The organism is Nisaea acidiphila (assembly GCF_024662015.1).
In the GTDB taxonomy this organism is placed as follows: Bacteria; Pseudomonadota; Alphaproteobacteria; order Thalassobaculales; family Thalassobaculaceae; genus Nisaea; species Nisaea acidiphila.
Genome location: NZ_CP102480.1, coordinates 4,259,941 through 4,280,034 on the forward strand (window position 1 = coordinate 4,259,941; position 20,094 = coordinate 4,280,034).

At 63.3% G+C, this 20,094-nt stretch carries 23 protein-coding genes and 1 tRNA gene; 11 read left to right on the top strand and 13 right to left on the bottom strand.

What is annotated here, in order from left to right; all coding sequences use genetic code 11:
* Nucleotides 1-85 precede the first annotated feature (85 nt).
* On the bottom strand, nucleotides 86-625 hold the full coding sequence (gene msrA / locus NUH88_RS19880) for a peptide-methionine (S)-S-oxide reductase MsrA (protein ID WP_257768434.1): 540 nt from the start codon (nucleotides 623-625) through the stop codon (nucleotides 86-88).
* Nucleotides 626-835: 210 nt separating this feature from the next.
* Between msrA and NUH88_RS19885 the strand changes: the two genes are divergently transcribed.
* From NUH88_RS19885 to NUH88_RS19900, 4 genes are all read left to right on the top strand, one after another.
* Entirely contained in the window at nucleotides 836-2,047 is a 1,212-nt protein-coding gene (locus NUH88_RS19885) for an argininosuccinate synthase (protein WP_257768436.1), read from the top strand.
* Between the two features lie 113 nt (nucleotides 2,048-2,160).
* On the top strand, nucleotides 2,161-3,075 hold the full coding sequence (locus NUH88_RS19890) for a pseudouridine-5'-phosphate glycosidase (protein WP_257768437.1): 915 nt from the start codon (nucleotides 2,161-2,163) through the stop codon (nucleotides 3,073-3,075).
* Between the two features lie 113 nt (nucleotides 3,076-3,188).
* On the top strand, nucleotides 3,189-4,850 hold the full coding sequence (locus NUH88_RS19895) for a glycosyltransferase 61 family protein (RefSeq protein ID WP_257768439.1): 1,662 nt from the start codon (nucleotides 3,189-3,191) through the stop codon (nucleotides 4,848-4,850).
* 81 nt (nucleotides 4,851-4,931) lie between these two features.
* Nucleotides 4,932-5,159 carry a hypothetical protein gene (locus tag NUH88_RS19900; protein ID WP_257768441.1) on the top strand — a complete coding sequence of 76 codons (228 nt, stop codon included), beginning with the start codon at nucleotides 4,932-4,934 and terminating at the stop codon, nucleotides 5,157-5,159.
* 5 nt (nucleotides 5,160-5,164) lie between these two features.
* Here the strand turns inward: NUH88_RS19900 and NUH88_RS19905 are convergent, their stop codons facing one another.
* Complete coding sequence (locus tag NUH88_RS19905; protein ID WP_257768443.1) at nucleotides 5,165-5,863, bottom strand: NnrU family protein; 699 nt, start codon at nucleotides 5,861-5,863, stop codon at nucleotides 5,165-5,167.
* A 107-nt stretch (nucleotides 5,864-5,970) separates the two neighbouring features.
* Here NUH88_RS19905 and NUH88_RS19910 point away from each other — a divergent pair, with 107 nt between their 5' ends.
* A complete protein-coding gene (locus NUH88_RS19910; RefSeq protein ID WP_257768445.1) occupies nucleotides 5,971-6,237 on the top strand; it encodes a DUF3253 domain-containing protein in 267 nt (88 codons plus the stop codon).
* 7 nt (nucleotides 6,238-6,244) lie between these two features.
* Here the strand turns inward: NUH88_RS19910 and folD are convergent, their stop codons facing one another.
* The 3 genes from folD to NUH88_RS19925 are packed head-to-tail and all read right to left on the bottom strand — an operon-like array spanning nucleotide 6,245 to nucleotide 7,766.
* Nucleotides 6,245-7,141 (bottom strand): bifunctional methylenetetrahydrofolate dehydrogenase/methenyltetrahydrofolate cyclohydrolase FolD, encoded by an 897-nt coding sequence (gene folD, locus NUH88_RS19915; RefSeq protein ID WP_257768447.1) that lies wholly within the window; start codon nucleotides 7,139-7,141, stop codon nucleotides 6,245-6,247.
* A gap of 4 nt (nucleotides 7,142-7,145) precedes the next feature.
* A complete protein-coding gene (locus tag NUH88_RS19920) occupies nucleotides 7,146-7,475 on the bottom strand; it encodes a DUF167 domain-containing protein (RefSeq protein WP_257768449.1) in 330 nt (109 codons plus the stop codon).
* A 12-nt stretch (nucleotides 7,476-7,487) separates the two neighbouring features.
* On the bottom strand, nucleotides 7,488-7,766 hold the full coding sequence (locus NUH88_RS19925) for a YggT family protein (protein WP_257768450.1): 279 nt from the start codon (nucleotides 7,764-7,766) through the stop codon (nucleotides 7,488-7,490).
* A gap of 216 nt (nucleotides 7,767-7,982) precedes the next feature.
* Here NUH88_RS19925 and NUH88_RS19930 point away from each other — a divergent pair.
* Nucleotides 7,983-8,058, top strand: a tRNA-Ala gene (locus NUH88_RS19930).
* An 82-nt stretch (nucleotides 8,059-8,140) separates the two neighbouring features.
* Here NUH88_RS19930 and chrA read toward each other — a convergent pair.
* On the bottom strand, nucleotides 8,141-9,448 hold the full coding sequence (gene chrA / locus NUH88_RS19935; RefSeq protein WP_257768451.1) for a chromate efflux transporter: 1,308 nt from the start codon (nucleotides 9,446-9,448) through the stop codon (nucleotides 8,141-8,143).
* A 4-nt stretch (nucleotides 9,449-9,452) separates the two neighbouring features.
* Nucleotides 9,453-10,271, bottom strand: a complete 819-nt coding sequence (locus tag NUH88_RS19940; protein ID WP_257768453.1) for a chromate resistance protein ChrB domain-containing protein — start codon at nucleotides 10,269-10,271, stop codon at nucleotides 9,453-9,455.
* Nucleotides 10,272-10,457: 186 nt separating this feature from the next.
* Between NUH88_RS19940 and NUH88_RS19945 the strand changes: the two genes are divergently transcribed.
* Nucleotides 10,458-10,781, top strand: coding sequence for an amino acid kinase family protein (locus NUH88_RS19945; protein WP_257768455.1), 324 nt, complete (start codon nucleotides 10,458-10,460; stop codon nucleotides 10,779-10,781).
* Nucleotides 10,782-10,808: 27 nt separating this feature from the next.
* On the opposite strand, the gene NUH88_RS19950 is transcribed toward NUH88_RS19945, so the two are convergent.
* Nucleotides 10,809-11,156 (bottom strand): hypothetical protein, encoded by a 348-nt coding sequence (locus tag NUH88_RS19950; protein WP_257768457.1) that lies wholly within the window; start codon nucleotides 11,154-11,156, stop codon nucleotides 10,809-10,811.
* 363 nt (nucleotides 11,157-11,519) lie between these two features.
* On the opposite strand from NUH88_RS19950, the gene NUH88_RS19955 reads away from it, so the two are divergent.
* The 3 genes from NUH88_RS19955 to NUH88_RS19965 all read left to right on the top strand — a co-directional run bounded on the left by NUH88_RS19955 (nucleotide 11,520) and on the right by NUH88_RS19965 (nucleotide 14,994).
* Entirely contained in the window at nucleotides 11,520-12,167 is a 648-nt protein-coding gene (locus tag NUH88_RS19955) for a class I SAM-dependent DNA methyltransferase (protein WP_257768458.1), read from the top strand.
* Nucleotides 12,168-12,247: 80 nt separating this feature from the next.
* Nucleotides 12,248-12,988 carry an SDR family NAD(P)-dependent oxidoreductase gene (locus tag NUH88_RS19960; RefSeq protein ID WP_257768460.1) on the top strand — a complete coding sequence of 247 codons (741 nt, stop codon included), beginning with the start codon at nucleotides 12,248-12,250 and terminating at the stop codon, nucleotides 12,986-12,988.
* 290 nt (nucleotides 12,989-13,278) lie between these two features.
* Nucleotides 13,279-14,994 (top strand): methyl-accepting chemotaxis protein, encoded by a 1,716-nt coding sequence (locus tag NUH88_RS19965; RefSeq protein WP_257768461.1) that lies wholly within the window; start codon nucleotides 13,279-13,281, stop codon nucleotides 14,992-14,994.
* A gap of 31 nt (nucleotides 14,995-15,025) precedes the next feature.
* Here the strand turns inward: NUH88_RS19965 and NUH88_RS19970 are convergent, their stop codons facing one another.
* Nucleotides 15,026-15,412: a hypothetical protein gene (locus NUH88_RS19970; protein ID WP_257768463.1), complete on the bottom strand. Its 387-nt coding sequence runs from the start codon at nucleotides 15,410-15,412 to the stop codon at nucleotides 15,026-15,028.
* Nucleotides 15,413-15,585: 173 nt separating this feature from the next.
* Here NUH88_RS19970 and NUH88_RS19975 point away from each other — a divergent pair, with 173 nt between their 5' ends.
* Nucleotides 15,586-15,921 carry a hypothetical protein gene (locus NUH88_RS19975; RefSeq protein WP_257768465.1) on the top strand — a complete coding sequence of 112 codons (336 nt, stop codon included), beginning with the start codon at nucleotides 15,586-15,588 and terminating at the stop codon, nucleotides 15,919-15,921.
* Between the two features lie 6 nt (nucleotides 15,922-15,927).
* Here the strand turns inward: NUH88_RS19975 and NUH88_RS19980 are convergent, their stop codons facing one another.
* The 4 genes from NUH88_RS19980 to NUH88_RS19995 all read right to left on the bottom strand — a co-directional run bounded on the left by NUH88_RS19980 (nucleotide 15,928) and on the right by NUH88_RS19995 (nucleotide 20,057).
* Nucleotides 15,928-16,488, bottom strand: a complete 561-nt coding sequence (locus NUH88_RS19980; protein WP_372743528.1) for a glutathione peroxidase — start codon at nucleotides 16,486-16,488, stop codon at nucleotides 15,928-15,930.
* 55 nt (nucleotides 16,489-16,543) lie between these two features.
* Nucleotides 16,544-17,452, bottom strand: a complete 909-nt coding sequence (locus tag NUH88_RS19985; RefSeq protein WP_257768466.1) for a DMT family transporter — start codon at nucleotides 17,450-17,452, stop codon at nucleotides 16,544-16,546.
* Between the two features lie 37 nt (nucleotides 17,453-17,489).
* A complete protein-coding gene (locus NUH88_RS19990; protein ID WP_257768467.1) occupies nucleotides 17,490-18,692 on the bottom strand; it encodes a mandelate racemase/muconate lactonizing enzyme family protein in 1,203 nt (400 codons plus the stop codon).
* A 126-nt stretch (nucleotides 18,693-18,818) separates the two neighbouring features.
* Nucleotides 18,819-20,057: a phenylacetate--CoA ligase family protein gene (locus NUH88_RS19995; RefSeq protein ID WP_257768468.1), complete on the bottom strand. Its 1,239-nt coding sequence runs from the start codon at nucleotides 20,055-20,057 to the stop codon at nucleotides 18,819-18,821.
* Nucleotides 20,058-20,094 lie beyond the last annotated feature (37 nt).

The window sequence follows — 20,094 nt, forward strand, 5'->3', positions numbered from 1 at the left end:
CCAAGATGCGCTTCTGCTCGATTGGCACCGCTCGCCTGAGGGAGAAGATTGCTCCGGAGAGCCGCTTATTGTTCTTACGGCGGCCTTACTCTCCGGCCGCCACGCTCGCCGTCCGTTTCGGCAACACCCAGTTCGGGCGCGGGAAGTGACAGGTGTAGCCGAAGGGGACGCGCTGGAGGTAATCTTGGTGCTCGGGTTCGGCTTCCCAGAACGGGCCGGCTTCGGTTACTTGCGTCACCACCTTCCCGGGCCAGAGGCCCGAGGCCTCGACATCGGCGATGGTGTCCTCGGCGACGCGCTTCTGCTCGTCCGTCAGGAAGAAGATCGCGGAGCGGTATTGCGGGCCGCGGTCGTTGCCTTGCCGGTCGAGGGTGGTCGGGTCGTGGATCTGGAAGAACAGCTCCAGGATCGCGCGGTAGCTGGTCTGAGCCGGATCGAACTGGATCTCGATGGCCTCTGCATGGCCGCTCCTGCCGGTCTTAAGGTCCTCGTAGACCGGGTTCGGAACGGTGCCGCCGCTATAGCCGACGCGGGTTCTCAACACCCCGGGATGCCTGCGGATCAGGTCCTGCATGCCCCAGAAGCAGCCACCGGCGAGGATCGCGGTTTCGGTCTCGATGCTCATGGTTCGGCTCCTCGGTTTTCGGTTCATTGCGCTGACTGATCATATAGGGCGGCGCTGCGCGCCGGTAAGTCACAAAGTCGCGGGTGAGTTTCCTTGCCGAATATGACAGTTTCCCTATACTCCCGCGCCGTCGGACCTGCTGCCGTTCGCGAAGGTCCGGACCCGTTTTTCACCGGGCCTGCCGGGCCCTCTACCGTCTAAGGCGAATTCATGTCCGAGAGCGTCAAAAAAGTCGTGCTGGCCTATTCCGGCGGCCTCGACACTTCCGTCATCCTGCGCTGGCTGCAGGACACCTACAATTGCGAGGTGGTGACCTTCACCGCCGATCTCGGGCAGGGCGAGGATGTCGAGCCGGCGCGCGAGAAGGCGAAGATGCTCGGCATCAAGGAAGTCTATGTCGAGGATCTGCGCGAGGAATTCGTGCGCGATTACGTCTTCCCGATGTTCCGCGCCAATGCGCTCTACGAGGGCTGCTACCTGCTCGGCACCTCGATCGCCCGGCCGCTGATTTCCAAACGCCAGATCGAGATCGCCGCCGAGACCGGCGCTGACGCCGTCTCCCACGGCGCGACCGGCAAGGGCAACGACCAAGTGCGCTTCGAGCTCAGCTATTACGCGCTGCAGCCCGATATCAAGATCATCGCGCCGTGGCGCGAATGGGACCTGACCTCGCGCACCAAGCTGATCGAGTTCGCAGAGCAGCACCAGATTCCGATCGCCAAGGACAAGCGCGGCGAGGCGCCGTTCTCGGTCGACGCGAACCTGCTGCACTCCTCCTCCGAGGGCAAGGTGCTGGAGGATCCGTGGGACGCGCCGGAGGAGTATGTCTTCCAGCGTACCGTCTCGCCGGAACAGGCGCCCGACAAGGCGACCTCGATCGAGATCGATTTCGAGCATGGCGACCCGGTGGCGATCGACGGCGAGCGCCTGAGCCCGGCGAGCCTGCTGACCAAGCTGAACGAACTCGGCGGCGCCAATGGCATCGGCCGTCTCGACATGGTCGAGAACCGCTTCGTCGGCATGAAGAACCGCGGCGTCTACGAGACCCCGGGCGGTACCATCATGCACCACGCGCACCGCGCGATGGAGAGTCTGACGCTCGACCGCGGCATGGCGCACCTGAAGGACGAGATGATGCCGCGCTACGCCGAGCTCATCTATAACGGCTTCTGGTTCTCGCCGGAGCGCGAGATGATGCAGCAGGCGATCGACTTCAGCCAGCGCAACGTCACCGGCACTGTCCGCATGAAGCTCTACAAAGGCAACGTCACCTGCACGGGCCGCAAGGCGGAGCGTAGCCTCTATTCCGAGGATATCGTGACCTTCGAGGAAGGTTCCGGTACCTACGACCACAAGGACGCCGCGGGCTTCATTAAGCTGAACGCGCTGCGCCTGCGCCTGAACAAGATGTTGCAGGGGTAGGCTTGCCTTGGTCGTCATCCCGATGAAAATCGGGATCCAGGGGGTGGAGCTTATCGTCCTATGATCCCTGGATCCCGGATCGGGGGCCGGGATGACGAAGGGGGAGGCGACGGATGACCGAGCTCGTTTTTTCGCCGGAAGTGGAAGCCGCCCGCACGGATGGGCGGCCTGTCGTTGCGCTCGAGAGCACGATCCTCACCCACGGGCTGCCGAAGCCGGACAATCTCGCCATCGGGCGCGAGATCGAGGCCGAAGTGCGGCAGTCAGGTGCGGTTCCCGCGACTATCGCGGTCCTTGGCGGAGAGGCCCGGATCGGATTGTCCGATGAGGACCTCGCCGGTCTCTGCGTTGCCGACAGCGCGGTCAAACTCTCCCGCCGGGATCTCGGCATCGCTCTGTCGCAAGGCTTGACAGGCGGCACGACGGTGGCGGCGACCATGATCCTCGCCGCGCGCGCCGGCATCGAAGTCTTTGCCACCGGTGGTATCGGAGGCGTGCATCGCGGCGCCGAACAGGATTTCGATATTTCCGCGGATCTGGACGAACTCGCCCGAACGCCGGTCATGGTGGTTTCCGCCGGAGCCAAATCGATCCTCGATCTTCCGAAGACGTTGGAAGTACTTGAAACGCGCGGCGTGCCGGTGATCGGCTATCGTACGGACGAGTTCCCGGCCTTCTTCTGCCGCGTCAGCGGTCTCAAGGTGCCGCTGCGTCTCGACAGCATGGAGGAGATCGCCGGCGCCTGGCGTGCGGGGCGAGGGCTCGGCCTTGAGAGCGGCATGCTGGTGGCTAATCCGGTGCCCGAGGAGTTCGCGCTCGAGCGGGCCGAGATGGAGCGGATCGTCGAAGACGCGCTCTACGAGGCGAAGCGTACAGGAACCATCGGCAAGCAGGTCACGCCTTACCTGCTGTCGGAGATCCGCACCGCGACGGGCGGTGCGAGCCTGCGCACGAATATCGAGCTGGTTCGGGCGAATGCCCGGCTCGCGTCTGGGATTGCCGTCTCGCTCGGTTCTGCGGGACGCTAGACAAGCGATCGCCGGTCGGCGCAACTGGACAGCCCATGATCCTGACAGATTCAGAAAGAGCAGCTCTCTCGCGCGTGTCGGAACAGCTGCCGCCGGGAGTTCTCAAGGATCTCTTGGGAGCCAAAAGTCTCGACGGAAGATTGCTGGTCAATCTCGGCGTCGCGATGGCATTCGCGGGAGAGGACGCTTTGGCCGGGAGGCGGTTCCGCCAGGCGCTGGTTGTCGATCCAGGTTCGACGGCGGCGGCATCGGGGATGCTTCCCTCTGTCGGCAGCGCGAAGGCGCAAGGGCCGGCCGGCTCGGCAATGTGCCTGCTGGGGACCGGCGAGGACTGGAGACGCCTCGGCCGGGCATTCGCGCGGGCAGGGCGTGTCGAGGACGCGATTGCGGCTCTCGGGAGAGCCGTACGACTGGCGCCCGAGCGCGCGGATTGGGCGGAGGAGATGGCCTTCCTCCTCTGGGGAAGTTTCCGGGGCGAGGAGGCGGTCGACTGCCTCGCGCGGATTGGCAGTGCCCGGCATCTCGTAACCGCGCTGGAATGGGCCTTCCAGGACACGCTCGACGCGACCGTCGAGACGGCGAACTCGGGATACCGGCAGGCTCTGGATCTCATCGAACGGATCTTGAGCATGCCGTCCTCCGGTCCGGAAGCGGATTCCATCAAGGCGGGCTTGAAACAGGAGCCGGCGGTCTCTCAGTTGAGAGGTGCCCCGGTACCTTCGGGGGGCAAGGACGGACGGGAGCATTATCGTCTGGTTCCGAATGCCGGTTCCGCGGCGGGGGAGAATCCGTCGGCGGACGCTATCGATCGCGCGCTGCGGGTCCATTATCTGAAGGATGCGGAACTCCTGAGCGGCGAGTGGCTCGTGCTGCGCAACGACGGCACCGCAATCGCGGATAGTTGCGTTTCGTTCCTGCGGCCGGAAAAACGGGGGTATCTGACGCGGCTCAGCCTCGGCTGGCTCAGCATTACCCGTCCGGAAAAGACGGTCCGTAGTGACGGAAAAGCGGTCCTGCTCGGCTATTATCCGAACTATTACCACTGGATGATCGACTACCTGCCAAGGCTTCTTGGCATCCTGTCGGCACCGGCGCTTGCGGACCGCAAGATCGTGCTGGCTTCCGGGCTGGAGCGGTATGCGTTCGAGACGGTTGGCAAGCTCGGGATCGGGCCCGAACGCGTGTTCACCCTGGACAGCCCCGTGTCGCTTCGGGCCGCGGATCTCGCCATGGTCGATTTCGGCCCGCGTCCGCTGACGAAGGCCGGTTCTCCGGTCTTCTACTGCGGAAGCCAGCCGGCAGAAGTAATTGCGGCGCTGAGGGAGCGGCTGTTGCGGCTCTACGGATGCCGCGCGGCGGAGAAAGGAACCCGGCGGATCTTCATCTCCCGGAGAGATTCGAAAAGTCCACGGATCCTGAACGAAGGCGAGATCTGGACCGTGCTGGCGCAACAGGGGTTCGAGGAAGTGAGCCTCACCGGCAAGAGTGTAGCCGAGCAGATCGAGCTTTTTGCCGATGTGGAGATCGTCGTCGGTGGACACGGGGCCGGACTTACCAACGCACTTTTCGTGCCGAAAGGGGCACATATCGTGGAGTTGCACGACCGGACGCGCTCTCTGGATTTCTTCGAGAAAGTCGCCCGCGCGGTCGGCGCGCGCCATCACCGGGTCCCTTCGCGTCGCACCTATCTCGATGAAACCTCTCGCCTCGGCAATCGCTACGAGATCGCGCCGGAGCAGGTCTTGCAGGTGGTCACGTACTGTCTCAAAAATTGATCCGCGTCATTATCGCGCATTGCTGCGGCGCACAATTCGATCTTTTTTAGGCCCTCTGATTTCAATCAAGAGGGTTCCAACGTGCTTAGGCTTTTCTATGCGATCCCGCTCATCGGCTGGATTGCCCGCGACCTCAAGACCGGCGGGGTTTCCGCGCTCACTTATTTCCTGATCAATTGCGCGCTGCTCTGGGTCGGCGCCATAGCGCTCTTCGGCTATCCGGCGATCATTGTCCCGGCGCTCTCTATCGTGCCGGTGATGTTCGTGCTGCTGATCCTGCTGACCCGCGGCCGCTACCAGCTCGGCTGAGCGGCTTAGACCGGTACCGCGCTCACCCCGGCGATCCAGGGATGGGCACCGTGTAGCAACGCCCAGAGCAGGAGGCCGCCGCCGACCCGAAGCCAGCCGATGCCTCTCCAGTCCAGCTTCGTGCGTCCGTCGAGAATGGCGCGGAACGGCAGGACGGAGGTCGAGAGCTCGAACGGCGCCCACTTGGCGCCGAACTCGGCCCGCTTCTTGGCATCGATCTTCATCATGCCGCCGAAGGCGAGCACGGCCATGCCGCCGAACAGCATCATGGAGGCGGCATCGCCCCGGATTGTCAGGTGCGCCAGTCCCCAGAGGCCGATGCCCCACATCACCGGATGGCGGGTCACGGTCAGGATGCCGCGGACCAGATGCGGGTCCTCCTCGAAGGCCTCCTCGTTCATCATCGCAGTCGGGCTGAAAGGATTATAGCCGCAGACCAGCAGGATGCAGGCGAGGGGCATGACGATGTTCGGGATCCAGCGGGTCCAGTGCGGCGGCTCCCAGACCGGCATGTAGGGGGCATCCCCGTAGGCCATGATGGTCCAGGCCAGCGCGACGATCGCGGCTAGGGAGAAGACGGCACGGAACCGGTTGGCGCCGAGCTGTTCGATCAGCAGCGTTCGGATACTCGGCCATCCGAGCAGGAAATGTCCGCCGACGAACGCTACGACCGCCGCGAAAAGGGCGTCCAGAGTTCCGGTCATATCGCTCCCCCAAGCGCAGTTCTCGCGGACGGCGCCGCTTGTATGTGGACGCACGGCCGAAATCGGGCCATCACAGGCATATAAGTCTAGCAGGGCGGAATGGGAAGATGGATGACGTTACGCTTAAAGAGCTGATGCTGGAAGCGCTGGAGAAGGCGGGCGGCAGCTCGCTCTCGCCAAGCGAGTTCGGCCGCGCCGCGGGCGGCGATCCCTCTGGACCGAAACCGGCCTGGCGGGCGCTGCTTAGGCAGATCGAGCGGGTCGCGATCGTGCTCGAATCGGAAGGCGTGCTGGTGGCGCTTCGCAAAGGCAAACCGGTGCCGATTTCCGAGGCCAAGGGCGTGATCCGTTACGGACCGCCGCCCAGGGTCTGACCCGGTCTCAGAGCTCCGGCATCTCCCAGCCGCGGCGGCGGCAGGCCGCCTCGACCGTGTTGCGCAGCAGGCAGGCGATGGTCATCGGTCCGACGCCGCCCGGCACCGGCGTGATCGCGCCCGCGACATCGGACGCGCTCGCGAAATCGACATCGCCGACCAGCTTGGTCTTGCCGTCGCCTTTTTCCGGCGCGTCGACCCGGTTGATGCCGACATCGATCACCGTCGCACCCGGCTTGATCCAGTCGCCTTTGACCATCTCCGGCCGGCCGACGGCGGCGACCAGGATGTCGGCGCGGCGGCATTCGCCGGGGAGGTCCGCAGTGCGGGAATGGGTTACCGTCACGGTGCAGCTCTCGCGCAGCAGCAGTGCCGCCATCGGCTTGCCGACGATATTGGAGCGGCCGACCACGACCGCGTGCTTGCCGGAAAGGCTGCCGAGCCGGTCGCGCAGCAGCAGCAGGCAGCCGAGCGGGGTGCAGGGTACCAGCGCGTCTCCGCCGGTCGCGAGCCGGCCCGCATTGACGACATGGAAGCCGTCCACGTCCTTCTCCGGATCGATCGCATCCAGCACCTTCTGGCTGTCGATATGGTCGGGCAGGGGAAGCTGCACGAGGATGCCGTCGACCGCCGGATCGGCGTTCAGGTCGGCGATCAGCTTCAGCAGGGTCTCCTCGCTCGTCGAGGCGTCCAGCTTGTGCTCGAAGGAGGCCATGCCGCTCTCAAGTGTCTGCTTGCCCTTGTTGCGGACATAGACCTGACTTGCCGGATCCTCGCCGACCAGCACCACGGCGAGGCCGGGGACCGTGCCGTATTTCGCCTTCAGTCCTCCGACCGCGGCGCCGATGCGCTCCCGTAGCCCGGCCGCGAAGGCCTTTCCGTCGATGATCTCGGCAGTGCCCATGGGTTCAATCCCCTATTTCGTTCAGCCAGTCGTTCAGTTTCGCCGCCAGCGCGGCGCCGTCGCCGGCGATCAGCAGGTGCTTGCGCCTCTGGGTCGCGCCGGAGGTGACCTCGATACTGCTTTTCGGAACTTTCCAGCTCTTCGACAGCAGTTTGATCAAGGCCTTGTTGGCGCGGCCATTCTCGGGAGCGGCGGTGACGGTGGCTGTCAGCCAGGCGACCTGTTCCGCATCCAGCGCGACACCGCCGATGCGATCGCGGGCGGCATTGGGTGTCAGCCGCAAACGCAGGCGTACGCCCTCCGGAACCGTCTCGAAGGGCTGCGCGGCAGTCATTGGAAAGCGGACCTAGCTGAGATATTCCCACATCAGGTTGCGGGCGAAAGTGAGGGCGAGGACCAGAATGATCGGCGAGATGTCGAGCCCGCCGAGATTCGGCATCAGGTTGCGGATCGGCCGCAGCAGCGGCTCGGTCACCCGGTAGAGGAAATCCATCACAAGATAGACGAAGCGATTACTGGAATTGATCACGTTGAACTGCACCAGCCAGCCCAGAATGATGAAAATGAACAGGGCGTAGATATAAAGCTGGACGACTGTATCGACGAGAATCAGCACCGACTGCATGGGATGGCTTCCGACCTTCTGGATTTTCGTGCACCGGACGGTACCGCCCGACGGGACGGACGGCAAGCGCTTGGCGCGGCTCCTTTTCGCCCCGTCTATATAGGGTAAAGCGACCGTTACGCAACGCCGTCCGGATGGCGCTCTTTGCCCTTGCAATGCCCGGCGGCATCGACTATCAGTCTCCCCGCGCCGGACGGAGCCCCGTTCGGCCTCGGTGGGGCCGTAGCTCAGCTGGGAGAGCGTCGCGTTCGCAATGCGAAGGTCGGGAGTTCGATCCTCCTCGGCTCCACCAATTTCCTCCCAACCATTTCATTCGAAAAAAGAGCCGCACGCAGCGCTCCGCATGCGGCCCAAATACGTTGCGCAGTGTTTCTCTATGGCAGGAGCATTACCGCTGGCCACCCGAGCGCGGCCGCCACACCAAGCACCCAGATGATGTTCCAGTGCAGACGGAGCAGGAGAACAGCACTCAGCAGGGCCAGCATAGCGACCCGCCAGTCCAGCGTTGCGAGGTCCGGGCCCCAGAGCACGAGCGGGCCGGCCACCTTTCGCTCCACTCCAGCGAACAGCACGTGAAGGCCGAACCAGAGCGAGAGGTTCAGGATCACCCCGACCACGGCCGCCGTGATGGCAGATAGCGCTCCGCTCAGTCGCGGCTGGGCGGCGATCCAGTCGATATAAGGCGCGCCGGCGAATATCCAGAGGAAGCAGGGCGCGAAGGTCACCCACAGCGTCACCGCCGCTCCAGCGATGCCTAGCCCTAGCCCATCTGCCTTGTAGGCGGCGAGGAAGCCGACGAACTGGGTGACAAGGATCAGCGGGCCGGGCGTGGTCTCCGCGAGGCCGAGCCCGTCAATCATTTCGCCGGCACCAAGCCAGCCATGCACCCCGACCACGTCCTGCGCCATATAGGCAAGGACCGCATAGGCGCCGCCGAAGGTGACGACCGCGAGCTTGGAGAAGAACAGCCCGAGCTGGCTGAGGATCGGGGCACCGGAGAGCTGGTCGACCGCGAGCACCGGAAGCCACCACAGGGCGAGCCAGAGCATGACTGTTCCGGCCGTGCCGCGCGCCGAACCGTTGACGCGGACGGGCTCGATCTCTGCATTCGCGGCTCTGCCGCGGCTGAACCAGCCCCACAGAGCGGCGGCAACGATGATCAGCGGAAACGGCAGGGCGAGGAAGAAGATGCCGACGAAGGCGAGCCCGGCAACCACCCAGTCAGGCTGCCCCCGCAACGCCCGTTTCGAGACCCGGAGTAAGGCCTCGATGACGACGATCAGCACCGCGGATTTCACCCCGAGGAAGAGCGCCTCAACCGCGGGCACGTTGCCGAGAAGGGCGTAGACGGCGGAAAGCCCAAGGACGACCGCCGCCCCCGGCAGCACGAACAGAAGCCCGCCAATCAATCCGCCGGTGACGCCGTGCAGGCGCCAGCCGGCATAGGTCGCAAGCTGCATCGCCTCCGGACCGGGCAGCAGCATGCAGAAACTGAGCGCGTTCAGATATTGCCGCTCGGTCAGCAATTTCTGCTCGTCTACCAGGATGCGGTGCATGAGCGCGATCTGTGCCGCCGGACCACCGAAAGAGAGCAGGCCGATCTTGAGGAAGACCCGGAAGAGGGCGGCGACCGAGGGCACCTCGGTTCCGGCTGCTCCGGACGTTGTAAGAGTATCGGTCATGATTTCACCCCTTCGACTGGCCGGTCGGCCAGTTGTGACCTTCGTCCACAGCGTCCCGGCTCCAGCGGTAGAATGCATCGTAGAGCAGCATTCCGGCCTCGAGCTGGCGCAGGTCGTCCTTGTACATGCGCGAAAGACCGAGAGAGGCGGCCAGCAGCCCCGCCGCTTGCGGTGCCAGATCGTGCCGGTCGGTATCGGCTGCCCGCACAATTGTGGAAAGTCGTAGCAGCGGCTCTGTTACGAGACCGAACTCCTCGACCATGACGTCGAACGTGCATAGCTCACCGCGATGGCTCCAGAAGACGTCCTGAATATCGAACGGCGTGGCGCCGAAATGCTCGGCAACGGCCGGAACTTCCGACGGGGAGACGAAAAGGAAGCGGGCGGAAGGATCGACGAAGCGGCGAATAAGCCAGGGACAGGCCATGCGGTCGATCTTCGGCCGGTGCCGTGTGACCCACAGCGTTTCACCCGCGGCATTGCGCGGCGGCAAGGCCGCAACCGGCACCATTGGTCCGCCGGCATTTTTCCAGGCAACGGTCCCGCCTTCGAGGTGTTCGGCGTCTATGCCGTAAGTCTGCAATGTAGCGGTGGCGCCCTGGCTCAGCTTGCGGCCTTTCTGGCAGACGACGGCCACCTTCCGCCCCCGGAGGCGTGGCACTAATGCGTCGATTTCGAGATAGGAATGATGAAAGCCGCCGGGAATCAATCGCGGATCGGCGTCGAAATCGTCCTCGAAGCGGACATCGATAATTATTGGAGCTTCCGGCGTACCGATCAGGCGAAGAAGTTGGGGTACTGTAATGGAGTCAGGTGACGGCATGACGCGTCCTCCCATATTGCGGGTTGAATGGACGCGAAACTTAGGCTGACGCCTCACGAGGCGCTCGCTGGCCCCATAAGCCGGATAATGTGAAGGTTCGGTTATTGTGTCAAGCCGGGCTGAGGCGGTTTCTCGCAGCACCCAGAGCACCATCGTAGATCTCGAATTCTGCACGGTATCGAAGCGGTGATCGACAAGGATCTCGCGAGCGAGCTGCTGGCCCGGGAGCTCGAGGCCGATCTCTACATCATGGCAACCGACGCGGACGCGGTCTATGTCGGCTGGGGAACGCCGGAACAGAAGGGTATAAGGTCCGCCACGCCGGCGGAGATACGCGGGTTCGACTTTCCGGCAGGTTCGATGGGGCCGAAGGTGGATGCGGCCTGCCTTTTCGCCGAAAAGACGGGAAAGAAGGCGGCGATCGGCGCATTGGCGGATCTTCCCGGGATCGCCGCCGGAACCGCCGGGACCACGATCAGTATGTCAGCCGCCGGGATCGAATGGCATTGAAGCGCCGCTTCATCCCGGGAAGATGAGTTACCGGAAGAGTGCGAGCAAACTCTCGGGGCGGGCATTTGCGATGCCGAGGGATTGCACCGAGAGCTGTTCCCGTAATTGACCGGCTGCGAAAGTTGCCGTTTCGCGGTTCAGTGCCGCGTTGCCGGCCTCTTGCCGGAAGGCTCCGGACACCTCGCGCCAAGCCCGCAGTTCTTTCCCGATGCCCTCCGCGATCGCAAGACCGGTCGTGTGGGGGAGCGCCGGAAGACTGTCCCGCGTTGTGGAGCCCGGATCTTCCCGTTCGTCGAAAGCCACACTGCTCCGGGAGAAGCTGTGCAGCGTGACGATGTTCCCGTGCAACATCATGATCGCATTCTGACCGGTCATTTCGATATTATCCTTTTGGACGTTTTGTCCCGTTCCCGAAGAGCACCTGCCGTATTCGGGTATCTCAAAAATAATGATAAAATCAAACTAATTTAATTCGAAAAATGAAAATACTGTCCAAAGGCAATACCTTTGGCAATGTAAATATACATAATATCATTAACTTATTGTATTTTATTAATGCGATGAATCATGGCGTGGGTCGAGCCCTATGGGCTCGTTCCGGACAAGCTTTTCGCCGAATCCTTCCGGATGACGGAAACGTCCGGTCCGACAGGGCTCTGGCGGTTATGAAGGACGAAACCCTGAGCCGCTTGAGGTCATCTTTCGGCATCGGGCGGTTCAGTCGAGAGGGAGCAATCCATGAGCCACGACAAGATTCTCCGAACCGACGGCAATGTCTCGCGCATCGGTGCCGAGAATGCCGAGAGCTACGATGCCTGGGCGAGCGACTACGACCGTGAACTGGCGAACTGGGGCTACGAGGCGCCGGAGCAGGCCGCCGGATTGCTGAAGGGTCATCTTGATGAATTCGAGGCAGCACGGATCCTGGATTGCGGCTGTGGAACCGGATTGACGGGGGCGGCCCTGCGCGAGGCCGGCGCCGGAGGCGAGCTGATCGGCTTCGACGCGTCCCGCAGCAGCCTCGAAACGGCGGCGAAAAAGCGGGTCTACGACCGGCTCGAATATGCCGATCTGAACGAGCCGCTGGCGTTGGAGGACAGTAGCGTCGACGGCATTCTCTGCATCGGCGTGCTGACCTATCTCGAGGAAGAGCCAATCTTTCGCCAATGGCTGCGCATCTTGCGGCCCGGAGGTGTTGTCGTCTTCACCAGCCGAAGCGACTTCTGGCAATCGAGAGGGATCTTGGCGACTCTGCGGCGGCTGGAGGCGGAGAGCCTCTGGACGGCGCGCCATGTGTCTCCGCCAATGCCGTACCTGCCCGGGCATCCGGACTTCGCCGACAAGGTCAAAGCCATCTACGCTGTCTGCCAGAAGTCGGCGTCTTAGCCGGATCTGACGAGACGCGGTTGGCCGGACTCCGGGCTGCGCTAGATCTTTCGGCATGGATCTGGTCGGCAGGAGTGGAAATGCGGTCCTTTGAGAGCGGAACGGATGCCGTTGTGATCGGTGCAACGGGCGGGATCGGCGGCGCGATGGTCGAGGCACTGGCCAAAGCGCCACAGGTTGGCCGGATCATAGCGTGCGGCCGGACAGCATATTGCGGTTCGGCACCCAGAACAGCCGCGATCGGGCTCGATATCGGGAACGAGGAGTCGATTTCGGCGGCCGCGCGCAGAATCGGCGAGGAGACGGACAAACTTCGGCTGGTCATCGTGGCCACCGGGATGCTTCATTCGCAGGAAGGTGTCTTCCCTGAAAAGAGCTGGCGCGATCTCGATCCGGGAACGCTTGAGACGGTGTTCCGGATCAATGCCGTCGGGCCCGCGTTGGTGGCCAAGCATTTCCTGCCGATGCTGCCGCGCACCGGAAAGAGCGTCTTCGCCGCATTGTCCGCACGCGTCGGGAGCATTTCGGATAATCGGCTCGGCGGCTGGCATGCCTACAGGGCATCAAAGGCGGCACTGAACATGCTGATCCGCAATTTCGCGATCGAACTCGCCCGGAAGGCGCCGGAGGCCGCCTGTGTCGGCCTGCATCCGGGAACCGTGGAGACAGAGCTCTCCGAGCCTTTCCGCAGCGGCTTACCTGCCGGCCAATTGGTGTCGCCCGAACATGCGGCCGGCCGTCTTCTCGAAGTCATCGACAAGATCGGCGCGGAAGACAGCGGCGGCGTATTCGCGTGGGATGGAGCACGGATCCCCGAATAAGCGTTGAAGGCGCGACGTCTTTCCAGTGCCGTAAACTGATGGACGTCGGACGATCGGGACATGTCCCGCCAAAGGCTCCATTCACGCCCGGACGGCCCGGACTTTGAGTGAGATTTATCCGCGCCGGTTCAATGCCTGAAGATCCGCGCTGCGGCATTTCGACACCGGCCTATATATCTGTCGGTGGGATCCTTCTGGTTAACCGCTTGGAAAGCATTTTCGAACACATTCGAGCGCGCTTGGCGGCCTTTCGTCCGCCTTCCGGAACCTCGCAATAGAAAGTCTCGAAAATGCGGATCAGTCAGAAAGTCACCGCGGCTGTCGGCGCCGTCGTCCTGCTTGTTGCGGGCCTTGCGATCTATACGCAGGTCGTCATTAAGGAGATGGTTCCGGAAATCGAGGCGGAATTGTCGCACGGCAGAGAGCAAAAGGAGCATGTGTTCCCGCTTGCGGCGACCGTTCAGGACATCAAGTTCCATGTTGTTCAGGTTCAGCAGTGGCTTACCGATATTTCAGCGACCCGGGGGCTGGACGGTCTGAATGACGGTTTCGATGTGGCTGCCGAACATGCCGCGCTCTTTCACCAAGCTGTGGCGGAAGCTAAGGCGCATGCAGAGGCGCTCGACCTGCGGGCGGAATTGCCATTGCTCGAAAAGGTCGAGGCGTCCTTTGAGCCTTACTACGAGGCAGGTCAGGCCATGGCCCGCGCCTATGTCGACGGCGGTCCCGAAGCGGGCAACAAAATGATGGGCGGCTTCGACAGTGCAGCCGAAGCGATGGCCGAAAGCGTCGACGCGGTAGCGGTGGCGCTGAACCGGCAGATCAATCAGCGTATCGATCGCACGGTCGCGCAGGCAGAGGAAATTCTTCGCAAGCAGGAGGTCATCGGTCAGACGATCCTCGTGCTTTCCGCCCTGTCTGCTTTGCTGGTGCTCGCCGTTGGGATCTATTTCCGGGTTTCCGCGCTTTCCAAGTTCGCGGAACTGGCTGGGGCCATGCGTGAGGTCGCGGAAGGCAATGTGGCACTCGACGTACCTTTCGTATCGCGCAATGACGAAGTCGGCGAGATGGCGACGAGTCTCGAATCCTTCCGCAAGAGCGAACTTGAGCGGCGCGATCTCGAAGAGCGCAATCGAGCGGCGGAAGTTGCCGCTAAGCAGGAGCGTGACGCGGCCGTTGATGCCATGGCCAAAACCGTCGAGAACGAGGCCGGCCATGCTTCCGAGACTGTGTCGAGCACCTCGGAGCGGCTCTTCAAGATCGCTCAGTCCATGGCCGGCTCGGCAACGCATGTTCAGGACCGGGCGACCGCGGCCTCGGCTGCGGCCGAACAGTCGCTGGCGAGTTCAGAAGCTGTCGCCAGCTCCGCAACCCAGCTTTTCAGCTCCATCAAGGAAATCTCAACGCTTGTCGCCGAAGCATCGGCGGTGACGAGCCAGGCGACGACGGAGGCCGGGCGATCGCGCCAGGTGATCGGCGGCATGGCGGAAGCGGCCGGCAAGGTCTCCGACGTGGTAGGGCTGATTTCCGAGATTGCCGAACAGACCAACCTGCTGGCGCTGAACGCGACGATCGAGGCGGCGCGTGCCGGAGAGGCGGGCAAGGGGTTCGCGGTCGTTGCCAGCGAGGTCAAGGCGCTTGCCAATCAGACTCAATCCGCCACTGGCGAGATCACGACCCAGATCAACGAGATGCGCGCGATCACCGACGAAGCTGTTTCGGCCATCGAGAAGGTCCTCTCTGTGGTCGAGCGGATTGACGGCTCAAGCACATCGATCTCCGCGGCGGTCGAGCAGCAGGAGGCAGCGACCGGCGAGATCGCCCGTACCGTCCAAAGCGCGGCCGAGGGCGCACGGGAAGTGACGCAACTGGCCGAAGATGTCTCGCGCGAGGCTCGCCAGGTTGACCAGGAAGCCAACGACGTCCGGGTGATCGTGGACTCGCTCTCGTCGGACATCACCGGGCTGCGCGACGCCATCGTACGGGCTGTCCGCGCGGCGTCTTGAATCCGGAGGGGACACGCGCCGCCGGTCGAATTCAGCTGTCGTAGTCGTAGATATACGGCAGGAAGAGGCGTGCGATGGAGGGGTGATTGAGGGCGAGGTGGCGAATATCGGTCTCGCCCGGATAGGTCTCCAGATGCAATCCGACGCTGCTGGTATCGACGATATTGATTTTGAGACCGGAAACTTCGCTTTGGATGGAGAGTTCGGCCGCTCCCCGGTAGCTGATCGGTTCCGCCGGAACGAACAGAAAGCCGACCAGAGACACATTGACGATCTCGCCGGCGCATTTTGAGCCGTCCGGAAGAGACAGCTCGCCGTCTAGGTGGAAGACAACTCGGTCGAATGCACGGCGCTCATGCGCGTTCATGTCACGTATCCAGCCTGTCTTGATTCCGCCCACTGTCGGCTTGTCGGTCATTTCCGTCCCCGTGATTTGTCCGAGGTTTTCCACTAGCAAAGGAATAGCGTACCCTCGACGGGAACGGAATGGCCAATGGATTGGGCTGGCGGGCCAGTGCGTCAACCTGCGCAATTGTTTTCCGTTCCTGCGCCACCTATTTTGAAGAGCAAGTCACCTGAAGGAGCCTTGGCATGGTTTTGAAATCTCCGATGCTGCGCTTTCTCTTCGGTCACGGTGTCATCGGCGGAGGTGCCGGTATCGCGATCGGCGCCGGGCTACTGTTCTTCGATGTCGCCGGTCTTACGACGCTCAGCATGAAATCGGAGCCGGTTTGGCTTGGGCCGTTCCTGCTTTGCTTCTCCTTCTTCGCCTCCTTCAGCGCACTTGCCATGGGCGCGGCGGTGATGAGCTTTGGCGGCGATAGCGGCGAAGATGACGGGGACGATACGACGACCCGCCACCGTCTCGTGCCGGCGCCGCAATCCTCCGGCGAGGCAGTCGAAGCACCGGTTCGGATCTCCAAGTAAGCAGGACTATTTCGGCAGCACTGCCTCTATCGCCTTCGTCATCTTTGCCGAGGAGGGAGAGGTGGTGGAGGCGAACCAGTCCACCGCCTTCCCGTCGGGGCCGATCAGGATCTTGTAGAAGTTCCAGCGCGGCTTCGAGAGCGGGCCGAGTTCATCCCCCGCCCATCGGTAGAACGGATGGGCATTGTCGCCCGAGACCTCCTGCTTCTCCGTCATCGGGAAATCGATGGCGAAACTCACCTCGCAGAATTCCTTGATCTCCGCTTCCGTGCCGGGTTCCTGCGCACCGAAATCGTTCGATGGAACGCCGAGCACGACGAGACCTCGGTCGCGGTAGGTCTCCCAGAGTGTCTGCAGCCCGTCATACTGCTTCGTGAAACCGCAGAAGGATGCGGTGTTCACGACCAGCACTGCCTTGCCCGCGAACCCCTTCATCGGCAGCGGATCGCCCTCGATCGAGACGAAATCGAATTCGTGGGCGCCTGCTGCAAAGGCGCCGGGCGTCTGCATCACGAGGATAGCGGCCGCCAGTCCCACCGCGTAAAGGCTGTTTCGAAGTCGCTGCATGTCGATTGCCTCCTGTAACCGCTTCTACGCGGCGGGAGCCCTGTCGGATCTGTGCTCATGTCGTGAGCAGCAGCACGAAGATTCCGGCAATGACGAGTGCGATGCCTGTCAGCTCCATCCGGCTGCTCTTTTCCTTGAAGAAGAGATAGGAGGCGGCGAAGGTGAAGACGAGTTCGATCTGTCCGAGGGCGCGGACATAGGCCGCGTTCTGGATCGTCATCGCGGTGAACCAGCAGGCTGACGCCGCCATGCCGCTGAGGCCGACCAAGGCCGCGACTTTCCAGTTGCGCAGCACCGCGCCGATCTGACCCGGCTCGCGCACCCGCATGTAGCTCGCCATGGCGACGGTCTGCATGATGGTGACACAGGCCAGCGTGAAACCCGCCTGGATCAGGAAGCCCTCTCCGCCGAGGGAAAGGGAGGCGGCGCGATAGGAGACCGCCGAAACCCCGAAACAGGCGCCGGAGGCGAGACCGATCAGGGCCGGCTTGCTGGTCAGCGAAAGCGCGATCCCCTTTATGCCCCGTCCTTGTTTTGCGGCCGAGATCGCGAGCACGCCGATAAAGCTGATCAGGATCGCGATCATCGCACCTGCGGTCAGGGGATCGCCGAGAATGACGATTCCGAAGATCGCAGCCTGTACTGTCTCGGTCTTTGAATAGGTCGTTCCGACGGCGAAGTTCCGGAAGGCGAAGAGATAGACCAGCAGGGCTGTGGCGGCGATCTGGGCGCCGCCGCCAATGGCGGCATAGATCCAGAAAGCCGGTTGCGGTTCCGGCATGGTCAGGCCGATGACGTCGTGCAGGAACCAGACATAGAGCCAGGCCGGGAGCACGGCGTAAAAGAAGCGGACGAAGGTCGCGCCGGAGGTGCTCAGTTTCGACGTCAGATGTTTCTGCAAGGCAGAGCGGAGATTCTGACAGAAGGCCGCCGCGATGGTGATCGGAACCCAGAGTTCGAACATTATAATTCCATTTTATACATGTAGTTACGCAGCGATCTTAAAGTGCGCTCCGGCGAATGTGGCAGTCGGGGCGTTTCAGGATATCCGGCTGCAGGCTGAGCCCGTGGCCGGCGCCTTCGGGGGCGCGAATCATGCCGTTCTCGACCGGTGGGAGCTGGGTGACGAGCGTTCCGTACCAGCCGTAATAGAACGCCCGGACCATCTCCTGGATGAAGCAGTTCGTGGTGTGCAGCGCGAGGTGGGTCGAGGTCGCCAGCACCACCGGTCCGGTGCAGTCGTGGAAGGCGACCGGTACGTGCCAGGCATCGGCCATGGCGGCCATCTTGCGCGCTTCCGAAACACCGCCGCCCCAGGCGATGTCGGTGATGATCAGGCTGAGAGATTCCATCTCCAGCAGCTGGCGGTAATCTGCCCGCCCGCCGCGGGTCTCGCCGACGGCGATCGGCGCGGCGGTCGCGCGGGCGACCTCGTCGAGGCTGGAGAGATGGTCCATGAAGACGGGATCTTCGACCCAGAGCGGGTCGATGCTCTCCAGCGCGCGGCAGACCTTGATCGCGGTCGGCCGGTCCCACATGGAATGGAGCTCGGCCATGATGTCCATGCGGTCGCCGTGCTTCTCGCGGATCTTCTCGAACGGCGCCATGGCGGTTGCGAGATCCCGCGGAGAGATGTAGTGGCCGCTGGTCGCCTCGGCAGCGTAGTCGAACGGCCAGATCTTCATCGCTGTGATGCCCATATCGAGCAGGCTCGCGGCAAGTTCGTCGGCGCGGTTCAGGAAGGCGTTTAGATCCTCGTAGCCGTCACTGGAAACATCGAGTCCGAAATTATCCGTGCCCTGAGTCGGACGGTTCTGCACATAGCGGGTTCCGGCGCAGGTATTGTAGACGCGGATGCTGTCGCGCACCGCGCCGCCGAGCGCCTGGTGCAGCGGCATGTCCTTGCTCTTGGCGAAGAGATCCCAGAGCGCGATATCGACGGCGGAACGGCCGCGCATTTCCGCCCCGGCACCGCTGAAGCCGACATAGCCGGTAAGGTGGCGCTGATGCTGTTCGATCCGGTGCGGGTCCTTGCCGAGCAGGTAGGGCGCGATGATGTCGTGGATATGGGCTTCGGCCGCACCGGGCCCATAGAAGGTCTCGCCGAGCCCGTCCGATCCGTCGTCCGCGATCACGCGGACCCAGAGCAGGTTCGGGAATTCCTCGACGCGGATGGTTTCGATCGCGGAGACTTTGGCCGCCATTGTTTCCCCCCTCGGCAGGTCACCGATCCGGAGATATTGGCGGGAAGCGGCGCCGGACGCCAGATGGCGCGGGGAACAAAGAAGATTATCTCAGTGCACCAATCCGCGGCCGCTACGGAAAGCGCGTCAGTCGTAGCTGCGCGCGTCCTCGATGACCTTGCCGTCATTCGCGAGGCTGCCCTCGGCGACCAGTTCGACGGATCCGCGCAGCTTGGTCACGGCCTGCAGACTGGCCGCGACAGCCTCGGCGAGTGCATTGCCGCTCTCTCTGGTTTCGCAATGCAGGGTCATCACGTCGTCGCCGGTGCGGCCGGTGACGACGAGACGGGCCTTCGTCACTTCCGGATGGCGCTTCGCCACCTCGGCGACCTGGCCCGGATGGACGAACATGCCCTTGATTTTGGTCGTCTGGTCCGCGCGTCCCATCCAGCCCTTGATGCGCTGGTTGGTGCGCCCGCAGGGGCTGGCGCCGGCCAGCACGGCCGACATGTCGCCGGTGCCGAAGCGGATCAGCGGGTAGTTCGGGTTGAGCGTGGTGACGACGATCTCGCCGACCTCGCCTTCCGCGACCGGGTCTCCGGTGCCGGGGCGGACGATCTCCACGATCACGCCCTCGTCGAGGATCATGCCTTCGAGCGCCGGGCTCTCGTAGGCGACGAGGCCGAGATCGGCGGTGCCGTAGCATTGCAGCACGTCGCAACCGAGTTCGGAGATTTCCTTGCGCAGGCTCGGGGGCAGGGCCTCGCCGCCGACGAGGCCTTTCTTCAGGCTGCTCACATCGGCGCCGGTTTCGCGGGCCTTTTCCAGAATGATCTTGAGGAAGCTCGGCGTGCCGCCGTAGCCGGTGGTCTTCAACTCGGCCGCCGCCTGAACCTGCATCTCGGTATTGCCGACGCCGCCCGGAAACACCGCGCAGCCGATCGCGCGGGCCGCGCTGTCGACCATCATGCCGGCCGGGGTGAGGTGGTAGGAAAAGCAGTTATGGACGATGTCGCCCTTGCGGAAGCCCGCAGCGAAGAGCGAGCGGGCGAACCGCCAGGGGTCGGCCTCCAGTGCCTCCGCATCGTAGATTGGGCCGGGGGACATGTAGACGCGCCCGAGCGCACTCGGCGCAACCGCATTCATGCCGCCGAACGGCGGGGTCTTCTTCTGCAGTTCCAGCAGGTCGCCCTTGCGGGTGACAGGCAGGGAGGCCAGCGTCTCGCGGCTAACGACCGAGCCGGCATCCACATCGCCGAGCAGCGCGCCGTAATAAGCGGTGTTCGCTTTGGCGTGTTCGATCTGTTTCGAGAGCGCGGCCATGAGCGTGCTTTCACGCTCGTCCGCACTGCGGGTTTCGAGCCCGTCGTAGAATTCGCCGCTCATGGGGTGCCGGTCCCTGTTTGCTCTGGTTGTCTGTCGC

What these genes read in the sequence shown, in the direction of transcription:
- NUH88_RS19885 (WP_257768436.1), top strand. Translation starts at nt 836, where the DNA reads ATGTCCGAGAGCGTCAAAAAAGTCGTGCTGGCCTATTCCGGCGGCCTC.
- NUH88_RS19970 (WP_257768463.1), bottom strand. Translation starts at nt 15,412, where the DNA reads ATGACCGACAAGCCGACAGTGGGCGGAATCAAGACAGGCTGGATACGT.
- NUH88_RS19995 (WP_257768468.1), bottom strand. Translation starts at nt 20,057, where the DNA reads ATGAGCGGCGAATTCTACGACGGGCTCGAAACCCGCAGTGCGGACGAG.
- NUH88_RS19960 (WP_257768460.1), top strand. Translation starts at nt 12,248, where the DNA reads ATGCGGTCCTTTGAGAGCGGAACGGATGCCGTTGTGATCGGTGCAACG.
- NUH88_RS19920 (WP_257768449.1), bottom strand. Translation starts at nt 7,475, where the DNA reads ATGACTGCCGCGCAGCCCTTCGAGACGGTTCCGGAGGGCGTACGCCTG.
- NUH88_RS19940 (WP_257768453.1), bottom strand. Translation starts at nt 10,271, where the DNA reads ATGCCGTCACCTGACTCCATTACAGTACCCCAACTTCTTCGCCTGATC.
- NUH88_RS19955 (WP_257768458.1), top strand. Translation starts at nt 11,520, where the DNA reads ATGAGCCACGACAAGATTCTCCGAACCGACGGCAATGTCTCGCGCATC.
- NUH88_RS19905 (WP_257768443.1), bottom strand. Translation starts at nt 5,863, where the DNA reads ATGACCGGAACTCTGGACGCCCTTTTCGCGGCGGTCGTAGCGTTCGTC.
- NUH88_RS19925 (WP_257768450.1), bottom strand. Translation starts at nt 7,766, where the DNA reads ATGCAGTCGGTGCTGATTCTCGTCGATACAGTCGTCCAGCTTTATATC.
- NUH88_RS19890 (WP_257768437.1), top strand. Translation starts at nt 2,161, where the DNA reads ATGACCGAGCTCGTTTTTTCGCCGGAAGTGGAAGCCGCCCGCACGGAT.
- msrA (WP_257768434.1), bottom strand. Translation starts at nt 625, where the DNA reads ATGAGCATCGAGACCGAAACCGCGATCCTCGCCGGTGGCTGCTTCTGG.
- NUH88_RS19975 (WP_257768465.1), top strand. Translation starts at nt 15,586, where the DNA reads ATGGTTTTGAAATCTCCGATGCTGCGCTTTCTCTTCGGTCACGGTGTC.
- NUH88_RS19965 (WP_257768461.1), top strand. Translation starts at nt 13,279, where the DNA reads ATGCGGATCAGTCAGAAAGTCACCGCGGCTGTCGGCGCCGTCGTCCTG.
- NUH88_RS19980 (WP_372743528.1), bottom strand. Translation starts at nt 16,488, where the DNA reads ATGCAGCGACTTCGAAACAGCCTTTACGCGGTGGGACTGGCGGCCGCT.
- chrA (WP_257768451.1), bottom strand. Translation starts at nt 9,448, where the DNA reads ATGACCGATACTCTTACAACGTCCGGAGCAGCCGGAACCGAGGTGCCC.
- NUH88_RS19990 (WP_257768467.1), bottom strand. Translation starts at nt 18,692, where the DNA reads ATGGCGGCCAAAGTCTCCGCGATCGAAACCATCCGCGTCGAGGAATTC.
- NUH88_RS19950 (WP_257768457.1), bottom strand. Translation starts at nt 11,156, where the DNA reads ATGACCGGTCAGAATGCGATCATGATGTTGCACGGGAACATCGTCACG.
- folD (WP_257768447.1), bottom strand. Translation starts at nt 7,141, where the DNA reads ATGGGCACTGCCGAGATCATCGACGGAAAGGCCTTCGCGGCCGGGCTA.
- NUH88_RS19910 (WP_257768445.1), top strand. Translation starts at nt 5,971, where the DNA reads ATGGATGACGTTACGCTTAAAGAGCTGATGCTGGAAGCGCTGGAGAAG.
- NUH88_RS19985 (WP_257768466.1), bottom strand. Translation starts at nt 17,452, where the DNA reads ATGTTCGAACTCTGGGTTCCGATCACCATCGCGGCGGCCTTCTGTCAG.